Source organism: Rhizobium sp. S163, from assembly GCF_030380805.1.
Classification (GTDB): Bacteria; Pseudomonadota; Alphaproteobacteria; order Rhizobiales; family Rhizobiaceae; genus Rhizobium.
The window spans coordinates 144,709-161,323 of record NZ_JAUDSA010000003.1 but is presented as its reverse complement, the minus strand read 5'-3'; the positions used below and the strand labels follow the sequence as shown (position 1 = coordinate 161,323).

The following is a 16,615-nucleotide window of genomic DNA, read 5'->3' as shown; positions in this document are numbered from 1 at the left end:
TCTACCCTCCCCGATTACAGCAGAATGTCGGTGTAGAGCTCGGATGCATCCGGCTCCGGTGCGGCCTGGGCGAAGTCGGCGCTATCGGCGACGATGTCGCGAACGTCCTTGTCGACCGCCTTGAGATCGTCCTCTGAGGCCCAGCCCTTTTCGATGAGGCGCGCCTTGACCTGCTCGATCGGATCCTGCTCGGAGCGCATCTTCTGCACTTCTTCCTTGGAGCGATACTTGGCCGGGTCGGACATGGAGTGACCGCGATAGCGATAGGTCAGCATTTCGAGAATGATCGGACCCTTGCCGGAACGGCAATGCTCGAGCGCCTCGTCGGCCGCAGCCTTGACGGCGCGAACATCCATGCCGTCGACCTGGACGCCGGGAATGCCGAAGCCGGAACCGCGCAGCGAGTAGTTCGACTGCGCCGTGGCGCGGGCCGTGGACGTGCCCATGGCGTAACGGTTGTTCTCGATGATGTAGATGATCGGGAGCTTCCAGAGAGCAGCCATGTTGAAGCTCTCGTAGACCTGGCCCTGGTTGGCTGCGCCGTCACCGAAATAGGCGATCGAGACGCTGTCATTGCCGCGATAGCGGTTGGCGAAGGCGAGACCGGTGCCGAGCGACACCTGGGCGCCGACGATGCCGTGACCGCCGTAGAAATGCTTCTCCTTGGAGAACATGTGCATCGAGCCGCCCTTGCCACGGGAGTAGCCGTCGATGCGGCCGGTCAGCTCGGCCATGACGCCGCGTGCGGTCATGCCGGTTGCCAGCATGTGACCGTGGTCGCGGTAAGCGGTGATGACCTGATCACCTTCCTTCTGCGCCATCTGCATGCCGACGACGACAGCTTCCTGGCCGATATAAAGGTGACAGAAACCGCCGATGAAGCCCATGCCGTAAAGCTGGCCCGCCTTCTCTTCGAAACGGCGGATGAGCAGCATTTCGCGATAGGCCTTGAGCTCTTCGTCACGATCGAAATCGGCCACCGGGCCACCATTCGATGCCTTGGCTGCAGGCTTTGCGCTTGTCTTACGGCTGGAAACGGTCGCGTTTTTTCGCGGAGCCATTCAACCCTCCCTATGGGTTTATCGGTTCTTGGGTGGTGCGCACCATAGGGAAGAATTTTCGCCACAGCAATGCCATAAATGCATGGCTCATATTCTGGCGCAAGCTGTTGATAAATATCAATTTATTTCGATTAACCGGAATCCGGTTAATTCGAATAATGATTGAATATGACGATCTCGTCGGCGCGGGAAAAGTTCAGCTGAAGACGGGCCTTCTCGTCCAGCATGTCCTTATCCATGGAACCATCACTTAGGAGCGCCACCTGCTTTTCAAGGTGTTCGCGCTTATTTTTAAGCACGGCCAACTCTCTTTCGCGCGTGATGCGCTGACGCTCGAACACTTCGGTCGCGCGCAGGCCGTAGTCGCCATGGATGCAATGGTAGCCGAAGTAGGAGAGAAACGCGACCGTCATCGCCGGGATGACGAAACGGCCGATCTTTTTCTTCTTATGATGCTTGGTCCACATACACGCATTCTCGAAACGCATTACCCTTGACCAGAAGACTACCGGGCAGAGATTAACCGTCCGTTGACTATGAACGCGGCGCAACAAAAAACCCGCGCCGGTGAAGGCGCGGGTTCCAAATGCTTGAAATGCAGACGATCTTAGCCGCGGATGATCGAACGGCCGGCGTACTGCGCCTGCGGGCCGAGACCTTCTTCGATGCGGATCAGCTGGTTGTACTTGGCAAGACGATCCGAGCGCGACAGCGAGCCGGTCTTGATCTGACCGCAGTTGGTGGCAACGGCGAGATCGGCAATCGTCGAATCTTCGGTTTCGCCCGAACGGTGAGACATGACGGCGGTGTAGGCTGCCTTGTGCGCGGTGTTGACGGCGTCGAGCGTTTCCGTCAGCGAACCGATCTGGTTGACCTTGACGAGGATCGAGTTGGCGACGCCCATCTTGATACCGTCGCGCAGGCGAGCCGAGTTGGTGACGAAGAGATCGTCGCCGACCAGCTGAACCTTCTTGCCGGCCAGATCCGTCAGAGCCTTCCAGCCATCCCAGTCGTCTTCGGCCATGCCGTCTTCGATCGAGATGATCGGGTACTGGGCAGCGAGCTGCGCCAGGTATTCAGCCATTGCGCCCGGCTCCAGCGTGCGGCCTTCGCCTTCGAGAACGTACTTGCCGTCCTTAAAAAATTCGGTCGAGGCGCAGTCGAGGCCGAGATGGATGTCTTCGCCAGGCTTGTAGCCGGCTTTCTCGATCGACTTCATGATGAAGTCGAGGGCTTCCGGAGCGCTCTTCAGGCCCGGTGCGAAACCGCCTTCGTCGCCGACGTTGGTGTTATGACCCTGGGCCGCGAGTTCCTTGCGGAGCGTGTGGAAGACTTCAGAGCCCATGCGAACGGCTTCGCGGATGGAATCAGCGCCAACCGGCAGAATCATGAATTCCTGGAAGTCGATCGGGTTGTCGGCATGCGCGCCGCCGTTGATGATGTTCATCATCGGAACCGGCAGCAGGTGCGCGGAAGCGCCACCAACGTAGCGGTAGAGCGGCAGGCCGGCAGCTTCAGCGGCAGCCTTGGCAACGGCGAGCGAAACGCCGAGGATGGCGTTGGCGCCGAGACGCGACTTGTTCGGCGTGCCGTCCAGCTCGATCATGATGTTGTCGATCTGGATCTGGTTTTCAGCGTCGATGCCGCCGATGGCGTCGAAGATTTCCGTGTTGGCAGCTTCGACGGCCTTTTCGACACCCTTGCCGAGATAACGCTTGCCACCATCGCGAAGTTCGACGGCTTCGTGCGCGCCGGTCGACGCGCCCGACGGAACGGCGGCGCGGCCCATGCTGCCATCTTCGAGATAGACATCGACTTCGACGGTGGGATTACCACGGCTGTCGAGAATCTCGCGGGCGATAATATCGGTAATAGCGGTCATCGGCTCTTCTCTGCTTGAGGGTGGATAAATCGTTTGAAATTCGTCTTTAATCGAAGATGCGCAAATTACAATGGCAGTTTAGGGCCGTTTTGCGCATGCTTCGCCGCTTTATTCCTCGTGGCCTAATACACGAACGTGTCAGTCTTTTGAACGTCAGCCCTTGGCGATGGCGTCGAAGGCCAGCAGCTTCTCAAGCAGGCGCGGCATATCCTTGAGATAGACCATGTTCGGGCCATCCGACGGCGCGTTGTCGGGATCTTCGTGCGTCTCGACGAACACACCGGCGACACCGACGGCAACGGCGGCACGCGCCAGCGTTTCCACGAATTCGCGCTGCCCGCCACTGGAGCCGCCCTGCCCGCCCGGCTGCTGCACCGAATGGGTCGCGTCGAAAACAACAGGCGCGCCCATGGCTTCCATGATCGGCAGCGAGCGCATGTCGGAGACCAGCGTGTTGTAGCCGAAGGAAGCGCCGCGTTCGCACAGCATGATGTTCGGGTTGCCGCTGGCATTCAGCTTGGCAAGCACGTTCTTCATGTCCCAAGGCGCCAGGAACTGGCCCTTCTTGACGTTGATGGCGCGGCCGGTCTTGGCGGCGGCGACCAGCAGGTCCGTCTGCCGGCTAAGGAAGGCCGGGATCTGCAGCACATCGACGACAGTGGCGACTTCGGCGCACTGCTCCTCGGTGTGGATGTCGGTCAAGACAGGAAAACCGTATTCCTTCTTGAGATCGGCGAACACCTCAAGCGCCGTTTCAAGCCCGATGCCGCGCTGGGCCGACAGCGACGTGCGGTTGGCCTTATCGAAGGAGGACTTGTAGACAAGGCCGATGCCGAGCTTGTCGCAGAGCTCCTTCAGCGTGCCGGCGATCATGAAGGCATGGTCGCGGCTTTCCATCTGGCAGGGGCCGGCGATCAGCGACAGCTTGCCGGCGTTGGAAAACACCACACGGCCGGCGCCTTCGCCAACGGCCACTTCGGAATTGGTTTCAGTCATCGTTTCTCCTCGAAGGCGAAGAGCGCACCCTGGCCGGGTGCGGCCTTCACCAGAATTCGATTGTTCTTGCGTGTATAGGTGATCCCGTTAGCAGCCAAATGCGCCTCTGTCACGGCGAGATCGGCAACGGAAAAGACAATCGCCGCGCCGCGCAAGCCGCGATCGGCCTTGGGCTCGGAGAGATCGTAGTAGGCGTTCAAGCCATCCGGCGACAGGATATTGATACAGGCGTTGCCGGCATCGAGGCTGACACCGAACGCCTCCTCGCGGGTCGCCTGCGCATCAGACGCCAACTGCAACAGCGGCGCGAACGCCTTCGGATCGGACGACGAGAGCACGATCGACAAGATGCCCAAAACGCCGTTCGCGTGCGTTTCCAACGCCTTGCGGTCGCTGGGCAGGGGGTTGACGCGCTGGCAGGCGAAGAGGAAGAAATCGGGCGCGCGTAGATCGGCCGCGAAAGCGAGGCGGAACGCGGCGGTCGCCTCGGAACCATCCGGCATCTTCATCTGCCGGGCGAACTCTAGCATGTCGCCGCCGCTCATGCTATCGGCAGTAAAGCGGGCGTGATCGCTATCGGCATCCGGCGTGCCGAAGACGATAGCCGACAAGCCGTCGTCGCCGCAGCGGAAGCGAAAGGCGCGGTCGCGAGCGGTGAAAACGTTGCCGTCTCCTATGGCCGCCTCGTAAGTCTCCAGACTGGCGACGCCGAGCGGCTCGAGATAGGTTTTGTCGGCGAAGAAGACGCAGGCATTCTCGGTGCCGAATGGGTGCCGCGCATCGACGGCGACGGTGAAACCGAGCTTGCCCAGGCGCTCGCGCGCCATCTCGATATTGACGACCGGCAGCACCACGTGGTCCAGAGGATGGGGGTCACGCATCAGCAAATCCTCCCGAAATCGGCAGAGATGTGCGCTGGCTTTCGCCACAATGCAAGAGGCGAGCGCGGTTAAATCGAATGAAGTGCAAAATCGCGACGATTCCGAGCCAAGTTTTACGAAAATTTAGGCACTTGCGGAACACATATGGAACATATAGTGTCCGTTCTGGCTTTGTTTCACGACTCTGGGGTTCATTTCGATGCTGACACGCAAGCAACAAGAACTGCTTCTGTTCATTCATGAGCGGATGAAAGAGTCGGGCGTTCCGCCATCCTTCGACGAAATGAAGGATGCACTCGATCTCGCATCAAAATCCGGCATTCACCGGCTGATCACGGCTCTGGAAGAGCGCGGCTTCATTCGCCGGCTGCCTAACCGGGCGCGCGCGCTTGAGGTCATCAAGCTGCCGGAGGCCTATAATCCGAGCCTGCAGCCGCGACGCGGCTTTTCGCCGAGCGTCATCGAGGGCAGCCTCGGCAAACCGCAGCCGGTGGCCGCAGCCCCTGCCCCGAAAGCCGCGCCAAGCGCCGACAACGGCAACTCGGCTTCCGTTCCCGTCATGGGCCGCATCGCTGCCGGTGTGCCGATCTCGGCGATCCAGAACAACACCCACGACATCACCGTCCCCGCCGACATGCTCGGCTCCGGCGAGCATTATGCGCTCGAGGTCAAGGGCGACTCGATGATCGAAGCCGGCATTTTCGACGGCGACACCGTCATCATCCGCAACGGCAACACCGCCAACCCCGGCGATATCGTCGTGGCGCTTGTCGACGATGAAGAGGCAACGCTGAAGCGTTTCCGCCGCAAGGGCGCGTCGATCGCGCTTGAGGCGGCCAACCCGGCTTATGAGACCCGCATTTTCGGGCCTGACCGCGTCAAGGTTCAGGGCAAGCTCGTCGGGCTTATTCGCCGGTATCACTGAGTGGTGACGGATCATCGCTGAAGCTGTCGTTGCGCCAGTCATAGGCGCGATGGCGCATCCAGGGGCGACCGAGACTTTCATAGGCTGCTTTGACGACGGGTGTCCCCTGCTCGTCGATGCGGATTTCAACGGCGCCCGATCGTCTGAGGGTTTCGCCGGTCAATAGCATTGCGCCGGAGCGGCATGTCGCCTGGCGGAGGCGCACCGGCGTGATGACGATATCGGCCACATCGCAGGCGGGACCGAGATAGGCGGCGTTTTCGAGCGTCGCGATGATGTAGCCGCTGTCGAGCGCTGTCACGCACCAGGCCGTTTTGAGGCATTGGAAGCCATTGTCGTTTGTGGAAGCCGCAGCAGCGCGCATCATGGCGCGGGCTTCGCGTTGTTGTTTCAACGTCAGTCTTGGCCTTGGCTCGCCCCTTCTCAGAATGGGCAAGGCCTCGCCGTCGAGCATCTCGGGCGGCTTGTGGTCTTCGATGGCGAGCGCGCGCTGCCATTGCCCGAAGATGAAGTCGGGCGGCCGTTCGCGGTTGCTGGCGAGGCTGTCGCTCTTGACTGATGCCACGAGGCTTCCATCCTCGGAGACAACCAGCTCTGGCGCCGGTGCGGCCGGGAGCAGGACGACGACAAGCGTTGCTAGCGCGGCAACCGCAGCGCCGATCCATCGCAGGCGTGTGCGCATCAGACCCCAGACGAGGAAGCCGAGGACGGCTAGCGCAAAATACCACTCCGGTATCCGCCCGATATCGACACTGCCGCCCCAGCCGGAAACCATCTTGGCGATATCGATCACCAGATCCAGCCCGAAGCCGGCGACGATCCATGGCGCCGCATCGAGGCCAAAGGGCGTCGCCAACATCGCGAGCATTCCGAAGGGCATGACGATGAAGGAGATGACGGGCATGGCGAGCAGGTTGGCGGGCAGGCCGTAGCCGCTCAGCCTGTGAAAATGCTCGATCGAAAACAGCGCCGTCGAGAAACCACCGATCATCGAGGTCAGCGCGATGCCGCCGAAGAAGCGGAACGTGGCCATAACCGGCTTAATTGCGGGGTGCGTCAGGAAGACGCTCTCTCGGTGCCGTCTCCTGGTCCAGACGGCAAAGCCTGCGACCAGCGCCAGCGTTGCGGCGTAGGACATCTGGAAGCTGGGGCCCAGCACCTCCGATGGCGACATCAGGATGATCAGCAGCGCCGAGAGCGCGATGTTGCGCAGGCTGATCGAGGGGCGATCGAACAGCACGGCGACCAGCATGATCGCCATCATGATGAAGGCGCGCTCGGCGGATACGGCAAAGCCTGAGATCATGTAATAGGCCGTCAACGCCAGAAGCGCGCTGCCGGCGGCGAGCTTCTTGGTCGGAAAGGCCTGCGCGAAACCGGGGAAGAGGCCGAAGAACAGGCGCAGCCCGACGAAGCAGATGCCTGCAGACAGCGCCATGTTGAGGCCCGAGATCGCCACGATATGCGCGAGGCCGGATTGGCGCAACGCCTCCGTCGTCTCGTTGGAGATGGCACGTCTCTCGTCGGTGACCAGCGAGGCGGCGAAGGCGCCGGTGTCGCCAGGCAGGATGCTGCGGATACGGTCGCCGATGCTGCTGCGCAAACCGTAGAGCCATTCCATGGCGCGATCGACGGCGGAGAGATCGATGGCATCCGCCTGCGAGGGGTTGGGCTGCGGAACGCCGTAGAAGAAGCCGTTGGCGCCAATGCCGTCGAAATAGGCAGAGAAGGCGAAATCGTTGAGTTCGGGCAACGCCGGTCCCGCCGGCGGCGTCAGGCGCACACGGCCGGTCAGCCAACCGCCGACCGCGACGGGCTCACCGGCACGCGCGACAAGTGAGACCTGCTGCGGCGGACGCTTGAGCGCAGGCTCATCAGTGCGTGTCACCCTGACGATATAGCGCCAGCGGCCGTTATCGTCGCCCTCCCGCCGTTCCACGCGGCCGGTCACAGTCGTTGTCACCGCCGTATCGAGAACGACGGTATCAGCGCGCCACGTCTCGAGTTGCGCCGCGAACATACCGAGGACGACAAGCAGGCCTGAGATCGCCACACGGCGTGTCGCGACGCGCGCGGAGCCCGCCAAGACGAAGACGATACCGAAAAGGATAGCCCAGGCTAGGAGCCGCATAGGGGGCACATCGACGGCGAGCCGGAACCAGGCGACGGCGCCAGCGCCGAGGAAGACGGGTGACGCCAGGAAGGAGCGGCCGTGGTCGAATTCGGTGCTGAATGCTTGCGCTGCAGCTGTCGCCCGACGGTTGGCTTGCCGGCTTGTGCGACTCAGAAAACCTGCCGTTGACTGCGTCAATGGCGCGCGCGTCATTATGGCACGGGCATTTTGCCCTGTTACGGTCGGCAAATTGGCAATTTGCGCCGCTTCGGGTGGCATCAAAACGACGTGACTGCCATTCAACTCCGGCATGCAACGACACCCGAAAGCCACCCTGAACTGCAATCAGAATGAGGCCAGCGGACCCTAAACGCAACTATAATCGTTTGAATTCAAACGGGAAATAAAACCATCAAAAATGTCAGGTTTATCATTGACTTCCGCTATGCGGAGACGACATCGCTGGAGTGCTTAAAAGTTGATACTGCGATGCACAAAATGGCATCACGGTAACTTGGCATTAGGCGCGCGATCATATAGCTATCGCAGACGACGCTTAACCCTATGGCGCTTTTAAGGCGCCAACCGCCAGTTTGGAGGATCAGAATGACGGATCAAAGCGCAACACTGAAACTCGGTGAGAAAACAGTCGACCTGCCGGTCAAGAGCGGCACGATCGGCCCTGATGTCATCGATATCGGCGCCCTCTACAAGAACACGGCTTCCTTCACGTACGATCCTGGTTTCACCTCGACCGCATCCTGTGAATCGAAAATCACTTACATCGATGGCGACGAGGGCGTTCTGCTCCATCGCGGTTACCCGATCGAGCAGCTGGCCGAACAGGGCGATTTCCTCGAAGTCTGCTACCTGCTTCTCTACGGCGAACTGCCGACGTCCGCGCAGAAGAAGGACTTCGACCATCGCGTGACGCATCACACCATGGTGCACGAGCAGATGAGCCGCTTCTTTACCGGCTTCCGCCGCGACGCGCATCCGATGGCCGTCATGTGCGGCTGCGTCGGCGCTCTGTCGGCCTTCTACCACGACAGCACCGACATCACCGATCCGCACCAGCGCATGGTCGCTTCGCTGCGCATGATCGCGAAAATGCCGACGATCGCCGCCATGGCTTACAAGTACCATATCGGCCAGCCCTTCGTTTACCCGAAGAACGACCTCGACTACGCGTCGAACTTCCTGCGCATGTGCTTTGCTGTTCCTTGCGAGGAATATGTGGTCAATCCGGTGCTTGCCCGCGCCATGGACCGCATCTTCATCCTGCACGCCGACCACGAGCAGAACGCTTCGACTTCGACCGTTCGCCTCGCCGGCTCCTCGGGCGCAAACCCGTTCGCCTGCATCGCGGCCGGCATTGCCTGCCTCTGGGGCCCGGCTCACGGCGGCGCCAACGAAGCGGCTCTCAACATGCTGCAGGAAATCGGCACGGTTGACCGCATTCCTGAGTACATCGCCCGCGCCAAGGACAAGAACGATCCGTTCCGCCTGATGGGCTTTGGCCACCGCGTCTACAAGAACTACGACCCGCGCGCCAAGATCATGCAGAAGACGACGCATGAAGTGCTCGGCGAGCTCGGCATCAAGGACGATCCGCTGCTCGACGTCGCCATGGAACTCGAGCGCATCGCGCTGACCGATCCATACTTCATCGAGAAGAAGCTCTATCCGAACATCGACTTCTATTCGGGTATCACGCTCAAGGCTCTCGGCTTCCCCACGACCATGTTCACCGTTCTGTTCGCTCTCGCGCGCACCGTCGGCTGGATCGCACAGTGGAACGAAATGATCGAAGATCCGCAGCAGCGTATCGGCCGTCCGCGCCAGCTCTACATCGGCGAAGCGCAGCGCGACTACGTTCCGGTTTCCAAGCGTTAATCTCGACGCATCGAAGCTTAAAAAGAAACCCGGTCAGTTCTGACCGGGTTTTTTGTTTTTCAGGACATCCAGCACGATTTCCGCGGCGTGGACACCAGGCGGCTTTTCGGTCTGCATCCGCTCCCAGACGAGATCGTAACCTTCCATCATCGAGCGGCGCGGCAAGGTGTCGGATGAGAGCTTTTCTACCCAGCGGGTGAAACTCGCGCCGCGCACGACCTCGTTGATATATTCGGGCACGACAGCGTAATCCGCGACGACGTTCGGGATCGCTGCCGTCCAGATCTTGATCTTGCCGGTCATCAGCTTGATGATCCAATCGACCTTATAAGCCGAGACCGTGGGCACGCCTGCAAGCCCCAGTTCAAGGATAACAGTGCCGGATGCGGCCATGGCGGCGTCGGCCTCGGCGAAGGCTTTCCACTTGTCGTCCTTGCCCGTCACCACCTCGGGCTTGACCGGCCAGTCCTTGATGATCTCGCGCACCATGGCCTCGCGGCGCGGCGCCGTCGGCAGCACAAAGCGCATGCCTTCATTGCGGGCGGAAAGCTCAGCCACCGCATCGCCGAAATAGGGCAAGAGCTTCGTGATCTCGGATCCGCGCGAGCCCGGCAGGAGCATGATCGTCTTCGGCTCATTTGCCGGGCGCGGCTTGCTTGCCGCCCTCGCCTTGCGGGTCGCGAGAACATCCGCATCAGCGGTCAGGCGATGGCCGACATAGCTTGTCGGCGGACCGCCCAGCTTGCGCATCACCTCGGGTTCGAAGGGCAGCACAGCGAGCACATGGTCGATATAGGGCAGCATGCGCTGCGCGCGGTATTCCTTCCACGCCCAGACGCTTGGACAGACATAGTTCACCACGGGGAGGTCAGGCAGCGCCGTGCGCACACGCTTGGCCACGCGGTGGGTGAAATCGGGGCTGTCGACAATGACGAGCACGTCGGGCTTGGCGGCGATCACGGCCGCCGCTGTTTGGCGGATGCGCTTGACCAGCGTCGGCAGCTTGGCGAGAACCTGGGTGATGCCCATGATCGACAGCTCGGAGAAATCGAACAGCGACGTCAGGCCCTGCGCTTGCAGGCCCTCGCCGCCAACGCCGATGAGTTCCACCGGACCCACATATTGCTGCTTCAACGCGGCGATCAGATCGGCCGCCAGAAGATCACCGGAGACTTCGCCCGCGATGATCGCGACCTTCAATGCACGCACGCTCATTCAAGCCCCCAGGATGGCAATCCACGATCCAGACCGCAGACGAAGATACCGGCTTCCTTTGCCGCCGATATGACTGCCGGGCGATCCAGGATCAGCGCGCGGCCCGCCTCGATCGCCACGCCTGCCAGACCGGCTTTGCTGGCATTCTCGATGGTCGAGATGCCGATCGACGGTAGATCGGCGCGCAGGTCCTGCTGCGGCTTGCAGAGCTTGACCAGGACGCCGCGCCGACGCGCCGAAATGCGACCGGCGGCGCGCAAATCGGCCACGCGCTGCAACATGCTATCGGTGCCCTCGACACCCTCAAGCGCCACGATGCGGCCACCGACAGAGACGGCGCCCTGCCCCACATCCAGCCGGCCGAGCGCGTCGGCTGCCGAACCCGCCTTGGCGATATCCTTGACGTCCTCGGATGACGGAGCGACAGCGCCGAGCGGACCGACGGCGGCCAGAAGATCCGGTGCGATCTCCTGCACGCCGATGACGCGACGGCCGTTCTTTTCGATCAGCCCGATCACCATGCGCAGCACAGTGTCATCGCCGCCAGACAGCAGCGTGCGAATGGTCGAGGGGATGCTTGCGAGCGTCTTCAGCGTCGGGCGAACCTCGCGCCATTCCGGTCGCCTGCGCACGGCGCCGGACATAACGACGCGGTCGATGCGATGGCTATCCAGCATGCCGTCAATGGCGGCGAAATCGCCGACGCCGACGATGGCGTGCTCGAAACCTTCCCATGAGCGGTCGGTCTCGTTCTTCAGCGCGATGATCAGCGGATCTTCGCCGGCGCTCTTGGCCGCCTCGGCGACGTAGGACGGCAGAAAGCCGCTGCCAGCGATGATCGCCAGGCGGCCTTTTGCCGTGTCACTTGCTGGAGACAAGATTTATCCCTTCTGTCCCCGCGTCGGAGAAGAGAGCGCGCGATCGCTTTCGGCGGCAATGAAGTCGAGGATCTGGACAACCTGCTCGCAATCGGCGAATTCCTCGCGGATGGCGGCGGCGTTGTCGCGCAGATTGCCTTCGGTTTCGAAGATCGCCTTGTAGGCACGGCGCACGATATGGATCGTTGCACGATCGATACCCGCACGCGTCATGCCGACGACGTTGAGGCCGCCGAGAAGACCCGGATTGCCGTTCAGCATGCCATACGGAATAACGTCGTAGCTCACGGCCGACAGACCGCCGACGAAGGCATGACGCCCGACGCGGGTGAACTGGTGCACGGCGCAACCGCCGCCCAAGATCACGCGATCCTCGATGACGACATGGCCTGCCAGCATCACGTTGTTGGACATGATGACGTGGTTGCCGACGCGGCAATCATGGGCGATGTGCGAATTGGCGAGAAACAGATTGTTGTTGCCGACGATGGTCTTGCCGCCGAAATCGGCGGTGCCGGTGTTGATCGTCACACCTTCGCGCATCGTGCAATTGTCGCCGACCGTCAAGGTCGTCTCTTCGCCACCGTGATGAACGCTCTGCGGATCGCCGCCGATAACGGCCATCGGGAAAATCCGGCATCCCTTGCCGAGCGTGGTGATGCCGCTGACGATCGAATGCGGAAGCATTTCGGTGTTGTCGCCGAGCACGACCCGTGGGCCGACATGGCAGAACGGACCGATCTTGACGTTCTCGCCGATCACGGCGCCGTCTTCGACGACCGCCATCGGATGAATGCTGGCACTGGCTGCGATCGTGCTCATGCCTGATCCTTGCGCACAATCATCGCACCGATATCGGCTTCGGCGACCAGCGCTCCATCGACCTTCGCATCACAGTGGAACTTCCAGATGTTGCCACGCTGCTTCTGCTTGACGACATGGTACTCCACCCGGTCGCCAGGAACCACAGGCTTGCGGAAACGGGCGTTGTCGATGGTCATGAAGTAGACCAGATTGCCGCTTTCGCCTTCCTTCTTCGCACAGATCGCGCCGGCCGTCTGGGCCATGCCTTCGACCAACAGGACGCCTGGCATGATCGGCTGCTCCGGGAAGTGCCCGGTGAAATGCGGTTCGTTGGCCGTCACGTTCTTGATGCCGATCGCGGAATCGTCGCCGTCGATGTTGATGATCTTGTCGACCAGCAGGAACGGATAGCGATGCGGCAGCAACTTCATGATTTCGATGATGTCAGCCGAGGAAAGCGACTTCTTGACTTCTTCAGCCATTCTTTTCTCCCGTTTTCTTGGGGCCCGTCGTCCGCATCATGACTGCCGCGACTTCGCGCAAAAAGTCATGCGCCGGCCGTGCAGGTATGCCGCCGTAGCGCTCCCCGGCGGGGATGTCGGACACTACGCCGCTCATGGCAGCGATCTGGGCACCGTCGTTAATTGTTATATGGCCTCGAATGCCGGAATGACCACCGATCTGCACGCCATCGCCGATAATGGCGCTTCCGGCGATGCCGACCTGCGAGACAACGGCGCAGTGACGGCCGATGCGAACATTGTGGCCAATCTGGACGAGGTTGTCGATCTTCGTCCCCTCGCCGATGACAGTGTCATCCATCGTGCCGCGATCGATCGTCGTGTTGGCACCAACCTCGACGTCGTCCTGCAGGATGACCCGGCCGATCTGAACAATCTTGATCATGCCGCGCGGGCCCGGCGCATAGCCGAAGCCGTCCTGGCCGATGCGAGCGCCGTTGTGGACGATCACGCGATTGCCCACCAGCGAGCACAGGATGCTGGCGCCGCTGGCGATCGTGCAATCACGACCGATCTTGACGCCTGGCCCGATGACGGCGCCGGCGCCGATGCGCGTGCCCTCACCGATCTCGGCGTGGGCGCCGATTACGGCGAACGGCTCAATCTCGACATTCGCTTCCAGTCTCGCCGTCGGATCGACGGACGCACGGTCGGAAACATCAGCGCTCGCAGAGCGCAACCGCTGAGGCGTCAAGGCGCTCGGATAAAGCAGGCCACCAGCCATCGCGAACGCGGCATGGGCGTTTTTCGACACGAGAACAGGCACATGCGCCGGCACGATCGACTGCAATGCCGAACTCACCAGCACAGCGGACGCCTCGCAAGTCACGAGTTCGTCCTTGCTCTTCTTGGAAATGACGTAACAGAGATCGCCCGCCTTCGCCCGGTTTACGGGCGAAACGGAACGGATCACGATGTCGGCATGATTGGGGTCGGCAAGTTCCGCCCCAAGAAATTGCGCTAGCTCCGAGAGCTTCACACCGTCATGGGGCGGAAAGAAATAGGTTTGCTCCATCGGCAAATCTCCAGAACGGAATTCGATTTTACGGTTCCGGACTGCCGATATCAGAATTGGTTGTTGATGCCAAACTTGAAGTGCTGAACCTTGTCGTAGTCTTCCTTCAGGACCGGGATCGCGTAGTCGACGCGCAGGGCGCCGAACGGCGAGTTCCAGACGATACCGACACCGACCGAAGCGCGCAGCGAAGCATCTTCGCCGTTCACGAACTCGCCGGCACCGGCACTGACCTTGTTGCCGAAGAGCGTACCAGCATCAGCGAACACCGCGCCACGCAGACCGAAGTCACGCGGGAAAGCCGGGAGCGGGAACGATGCTTCGGCCGAAACCGTGAAGTAGGTCGTGCCGCCGAGCGGGTCATCCGGACCACCGCCGATGCGTGGGCCGATACCCTTGTTCTCGAAGCCGCGGATGTCGCCGTTCGTCAGCGTGAACTGGTCGAAGACATGCAGATCCTTGCCGAAGCCGACGACGTAACCGGCAGAACCGGCAACCGAGCCGATGATGTCGGCGTCGTCAGCGAGCGTGTGGAAATAGCGCGCCTTGCCGTAGATCTTGTAGAACTGCGAGTCACCGCCGAGGCCGGCGATTTCGTGCGTCAGGCTGGCGTAGATACCTTCACGCGGCAGAACCATGTCGTCCAGCGTGTTGTAGGTCAGCGTCTGCGATACAGACGACTTTACCCACGGGCTGTTGTTGACGAGGTCCTGGTACGGCGTGGACAGATCGGAGAGCGATCCCGACGGATCGTACTTCATCTGCTTGTAGTTATAGCGGAACGTGGTCGCCAGATCTTCGGTGATCGGAGCGGTCGCGCGCAGAACGACGTTGTTTTCTTCGTAGTCGTAGTTGTCGTTGCTCGACGTCTCGCTGTGGTTGATGTCGAAGCCGACAGCCAGACGATAGCCGAGGAAGTAAGGCTCGGTGAAGTTCAGGCCGTAAGTACGCGAACCTTCCTGACCACCACCGGCAGACACCTTGATGTACTGGCCGCGTCCGAGGAAGTTCTTTTCTTCGATCGAGGCTTCGAGCAGCAGGCCGTCGCCGCCGGCAGCGTAACCCGCGCCGATACCGAACGAACCGGTTGCCTGGTCCTGAACGTCGACAACAACAACAACGCGGTCTGGCGAGCTGCCAGGCTGGGTCGAGATGTTGACGGTCGAGAAGTAGCCGAGAGCCTCAAGACGACGCTTGGCTCTGGTGATCATCTGCTGATTGAAGGCGTCGCCTTCACTCATGTCGAACTCGCGACGGATGACGTAGTCACGCGTACGGCTGTTGCCGCGGATTTCGATACGCTCGACGTAGGCCTTTTCGCCCTGGTCGACGAGGTATTCGACGCCGATGGTGTTGTTGTTCAGGTCGCGGTTGCCACGGGGCGTGACACGAGCGAACGGATAGCCCGCCGAAGCGACCTGATCCGAAATCGCTTCCATCGACTTCTGAACTTCCTTGGCGTTGTAGACCTGGCCTTCATGGGTACGAACGAGACCCTGAAGCTGCGCGCCGTCTATACCCTGAACGGTGGACTGAACGGAGATTGCGCCGAAATCGTAGCGCGGGCCTTCTTCGATGTTGAAGGTCAGCGTGTACTTGTTGGTCGCCTCATCGAACGCAGCGTCCGAGGACACGATGCGGAAGTCGGCGTAACCACGGTTGTAATAGAACTGGCGGAGCGCTTCTTCGTCTGCGTGCAGCTTGTCAGCGCTGTAGACGTCCTTGCGGGTCAGGAAGGACAGGAAGTTGCTTCGCTTGGTGGCAATGACCGATGCGAGGCGCCCAGAGCTGTAGGCGTTGTTGCCGACGAAGTTGATCGAGTCGATCTTCGTGCGGTCGCCTTCGTTGATGACGAATGCGAGGTTGACGCGGCCCTGACCGAGGGGAACGACCTGCGTCGTCACTTCGACTTCGCTGCGACCGGTCGCTGCGTAAGCGTCCTTGATCGACTGGATGTCGGCCTGGATCTGGGTTTCGTTGTAAGCGCCCGAAGACTGCGTCTTGACGACCGCTGCGAGCTTGTCGTCCTTGATCTTGCGGTTGCCGTTGAACACGACCTGGTTGATCAGCTGAGCTTCCTCAACTGTCACAACCAGCGTGCTGCCGGAAACGGAGATCTTGACGTCGGAGAAGTAGCCCGTGTCGTAGAGCTGCTTTACGGAGTCGTCGATGTCGGTGTTGGAGAAGCTCCGGCCGGGCTGGATCGTGAGGTTGGACCGCACAGCTTCGGCGCCGACGCGGTTTGCACCACGAACGTCAACACGCTGAATGACTGCAGCCTCGGCAGCAGAAGCCGAGATGAACACTGTCGCACCCGCTCCCGACGCAACGATACCTGCAGACAGCGCAACCGCCGATACTGCGTTCAAAAATCTTGAACCAGCCTTCATTTCACCCATTACCTTTTTTCTCGTCCCCATCACCAGGC

The 16,615-nt window shown here is 61.0% G+C and carries 14 protein-coding genes; 2 read left to right on the top strand and 12 right to left on the bottom strand.

All coding sequences use genetic code 11. The features are described 5' to 3' along the window. Positions 1-14: 14 nt before the first annotated feature. The 5 genes from pdhA to QTL96_RS00870 form a co-directional block, all read right to left on the bottom strand. Positions 15-1,061, bottom strand: coding sequence for a pyruvate dehydrogenase (acetyl-transferring) E1 component subunit alpha (gene pdhA / locus QTL96_RS00890; RefSeq protein WP_018899990.1), 1,047 nt, complete (start codon positions 1,059-1,061; stop codon positions 15-17). Between the two features lie 146 nt (positions 1,062-1,207). Continuing rightward, positions 1,208-1,528 (bottom strand): septum formation initiator family protein, encoded by a 321-nt coding sequence (locus tag QTL96_RS00885; RefSeq protein WP_018899991.1) that lies wholly within the window; start codon positions 1,526-1,528, stop codon positions 1,208-1,210. Positions 1,529-1,668: 140 nt separating this feature from the next. Next, complete coding sequence (gene eno, locus QTL96_RS00880; RefSeq protein ID WP_018899992.1) at positions 1,669-2,943, bottom strand: phosphopyruvate hydratase; 1,275 nt, start codon at positions 2,941-2,943, stop codon at positions 1,669-1,671. Between the two features lie 153 nt (positions 2,944-3,096). Then, a complete protein-coding gene (gene kdsA / locus QTL96_RS00875; protein ID WP_112945682.1) occupies positions 3,097-3,939 on the bottom strand; it encodes a 3-deoxy-8-phosphooctulonate synthase in 843 nt (280 codons plus the stop codon). Continuing rightward, positions 3,936-4,820, bottom strand: a complete 885-nt coding sequence (locus QTL96_RS00870) for a VOC family protein (RefSeq protein WP_289726337.1) — start codon at positions 4,818-4,820, stop codon at positions 3,936-3,938. The genes kdsA and QTL96_RS00870 overlap by 4 nt, the downstream gene beginning before the upstream one ends. Positions 4,821-5,019: 199 nt before the next feature. On the opposite strand from QTL96_RS00870, the gene lexA reads away from it, so the two are divergent. Beyond that, positions 5,020-5,745 carry a transcriptional repressor LexA gene (gene lexA, locus QTL96_RS00865; RefSeq protein ID WP_018899995.1) on the top strand — a complete coding sequence of 242 codons (726 nt, stop codon included), beginning with the start codon at positions 5,020-5,022 and terminating at the stop codon, positions 5,743-5,745. On the opposite strand, the gene QTL96_RS00860 is transcribed toward lexA, so the two are convergent. Next, the gene (locus QTL96_RS00860; RefSeq protein WP_289726336.1) at positions 5,726-8,071 is read right to left on the bottom strand and encodes a ComEC/Rec2 family competence protein; all 2,346 of its coding nucleotides are present in this window, start codon (positions 8,069-8,071) and stop codon (positions 5,726-5,728) included. The genes lexA and QTL96_RS00860 overlap by 20 nt on opposite strands. 393 nt (positions 8,072-8,464) lie before the next feature. Between QTL96_RS00860 and gltA the strand changes: the two genes are divergently transcribed. Next, the gene (gltA, locus tag QTL96_RS00855) at positions 8,465-9,754 is read left to right on the top strand and encodes a citrate synthase (RefSeq protein ID WP_112945686.1); all 1,290 of its coding nucleotides are present in this window, start codon (positions 8,465-8,467) and stop codon (positions 9,752-9,754) included. 33 nt (positions 9,755-9,787) lie between these two features. Here the strand turns inward: gltA and lpxB are convergent, their stop codons facing one another. Genes lpxB through bamA form a run of 6 tightly spaced genes read right to left on the bottom strand, consistent with a single transcriptional unit; the run spans position 9,788 to position 16,577 of the window. Beyond that, positions 9,788-10,969, bottom strand: coding sequence for a lipid-A-disaccharide synthase (gene lpxB, locus QTL96_RS00850; RefSeq protein WP_289726335.1), 1,182 nt, complete (start codon positions 10,967-10,969; stop codon positions 9,788-9,790). Next, on the bottom strand, positions 10,966-11,847 hold the full coding sequence (locus tag QTL96_RS00845) for an LpxI family protein (RefSeq protein WP_289726334.1): 882 nt from the start codon (positions 11,845-11,847) through the stop codon (positions 10,966-10,968). Before QTL96_RS00845 ends, lpxB begins: the two co-directional genes overlap by 4 nt. Positions 11,848-11,850: 3 nt before the next feature. Further along, positions 11,851-12,669: an acyl-ACP--UDP-N-acetylglucosamine O-acyltransferase gene (gene lpxA, locus QTL96_RS00840; RefSeq protein WP_047510232.1), complete on the bottom strand. Its 819-nt coding sequence runs from the start codon at positions 12,667-12,669 to the stop codon at positions 11,851-11,853. After that, entirely contained in the window at positions 12,666-13,133 is a 468-nt protein-coding gene (gene fabZ, locus QTL96_RS00835) for a 3-hydroxyacyl-ACP dehydratase FabZ (protein WP_289726333.1), read from the bottom strand. Before fabZ ends, lpxA begins: the two co-directional genes overlap by 4 nt. Continuing rightward, a complete protein-coding gene (gene lpxD, locus QTL96_RS00830) occupies positions 13,126-14,187 on the bottom strand; it encodes a UDP-3-O-(3-hydroxymyristoyl)glucosamine N-acyltransferase (protein WP_289726332.1) in 1,062 nt (353 codons plus the stop codon). Before lpxD ends, fabZ begins: the two co-directional genes overlap by 8 nt. A gap of 50 nt (positions 14,188-14,237) precedes the next feature. Next, on the bottom strand, positions 14,238-16,577 hold the full coding sequence (gene bamA, locus QTL96_RS00825; protein ID WP_113200312.1) for an outer membrane protein assembly factor BamA: 2,340 nt from the start codon (positions 16,575-16,577) through the stop codon (positions 14,238-14,240). Positions 16,578-16,615: the final 38 nt, after the last annotated feature.

Bases quoted from the DNA above. Each gene is read 5' to 3' on its own strand.
- pdhA (WP_018899990.1), bottom strand. From the start codon at position 1,061: ATGGCTCCGCGAAAAAACGCGACCGTTTCCAGCCGTAAGACAAGCGCA.
- QTL96_RS00885 (WP_018899991.1), bottom strand. From the start codon at position 1,528: ATGTGGACCAAGCATCATAAGAAGAAAAAGATCGGCCGTTTCGTCATC.
- eno (WP_018899992.1), bottom strand. From the start codon at position 2,943: ATGACCGCTATTACCGATATTATCGCCCGCGAGATTCTCGACAGCCGT.
- kdsA (WP_112945682.1), bottom strand. From the start codon at position 3,939: ATGACTGAAACCAATTCCGAAGTGGCCGTTGGCGAAGGCGCCGGCCGT.
- QTL96_RS00870 (WP_289726337.1), bottom strand. From the start codon at position 4,820: ATGCGTGACCCCCATCCTCTGGACCACGTGGTGCTGCCGGTCGTCAAT.
- lexA (WP_018899995.1), top strand. From the start codon at position 5,020: ATGCTGACACGCAAGCAACAAGAACTGCTTCTGTTCATTCATGAGCGG.
- QTL96_RS00860 (WP_289726336.1), bottom strand. From the start codon at position 8,071: ATGACGCGCGCGCCATTGACGCAGTCAACGGCAGGTTTTCTGAGTCGC.
- gltA (WP_112945686.1), top strand. From the start codon at position 8,465: ATGACGGATCAAAGCGCAACACTGAAACTCGGTGAGAAAACAGTCGAC.
- lpxB (WP_289726335.1), bottom strand. From the start codon at position 10,969: ATGAGCGTGCGTGCATTGAAGGTCGCGATCATCGCGGGCGAAGTCTCC.
- lpxA (WP_047510232.1), bottom strand. From the start codon at position 12,669: ATGAGCACGATCGCAGCCAGTGCCAGCATTCATCCGATGGCGGTCGTC.
- fabZ (WP_289726333.1), bottom strand. From the start codon at position 13,133: ATGGCTGAAGAAGTCAAGAAGTCGCTTTCCTCGGCTGACATCATCGAA.
- lpxD (WP_289726332.1), bottom strand. From the start codon at position 14,187: ATGGAGCAAACCTATTTCTTTCCGCCCCATGACGGTGTGAAGCTCTCG.
- bamA (WP_113200312.1), bottom strand. From the start codon at position 16,577: ATGAAGGCTGGTTCAAGATTTTTGAACGCAGTATCGGCGGTTGCGCTG.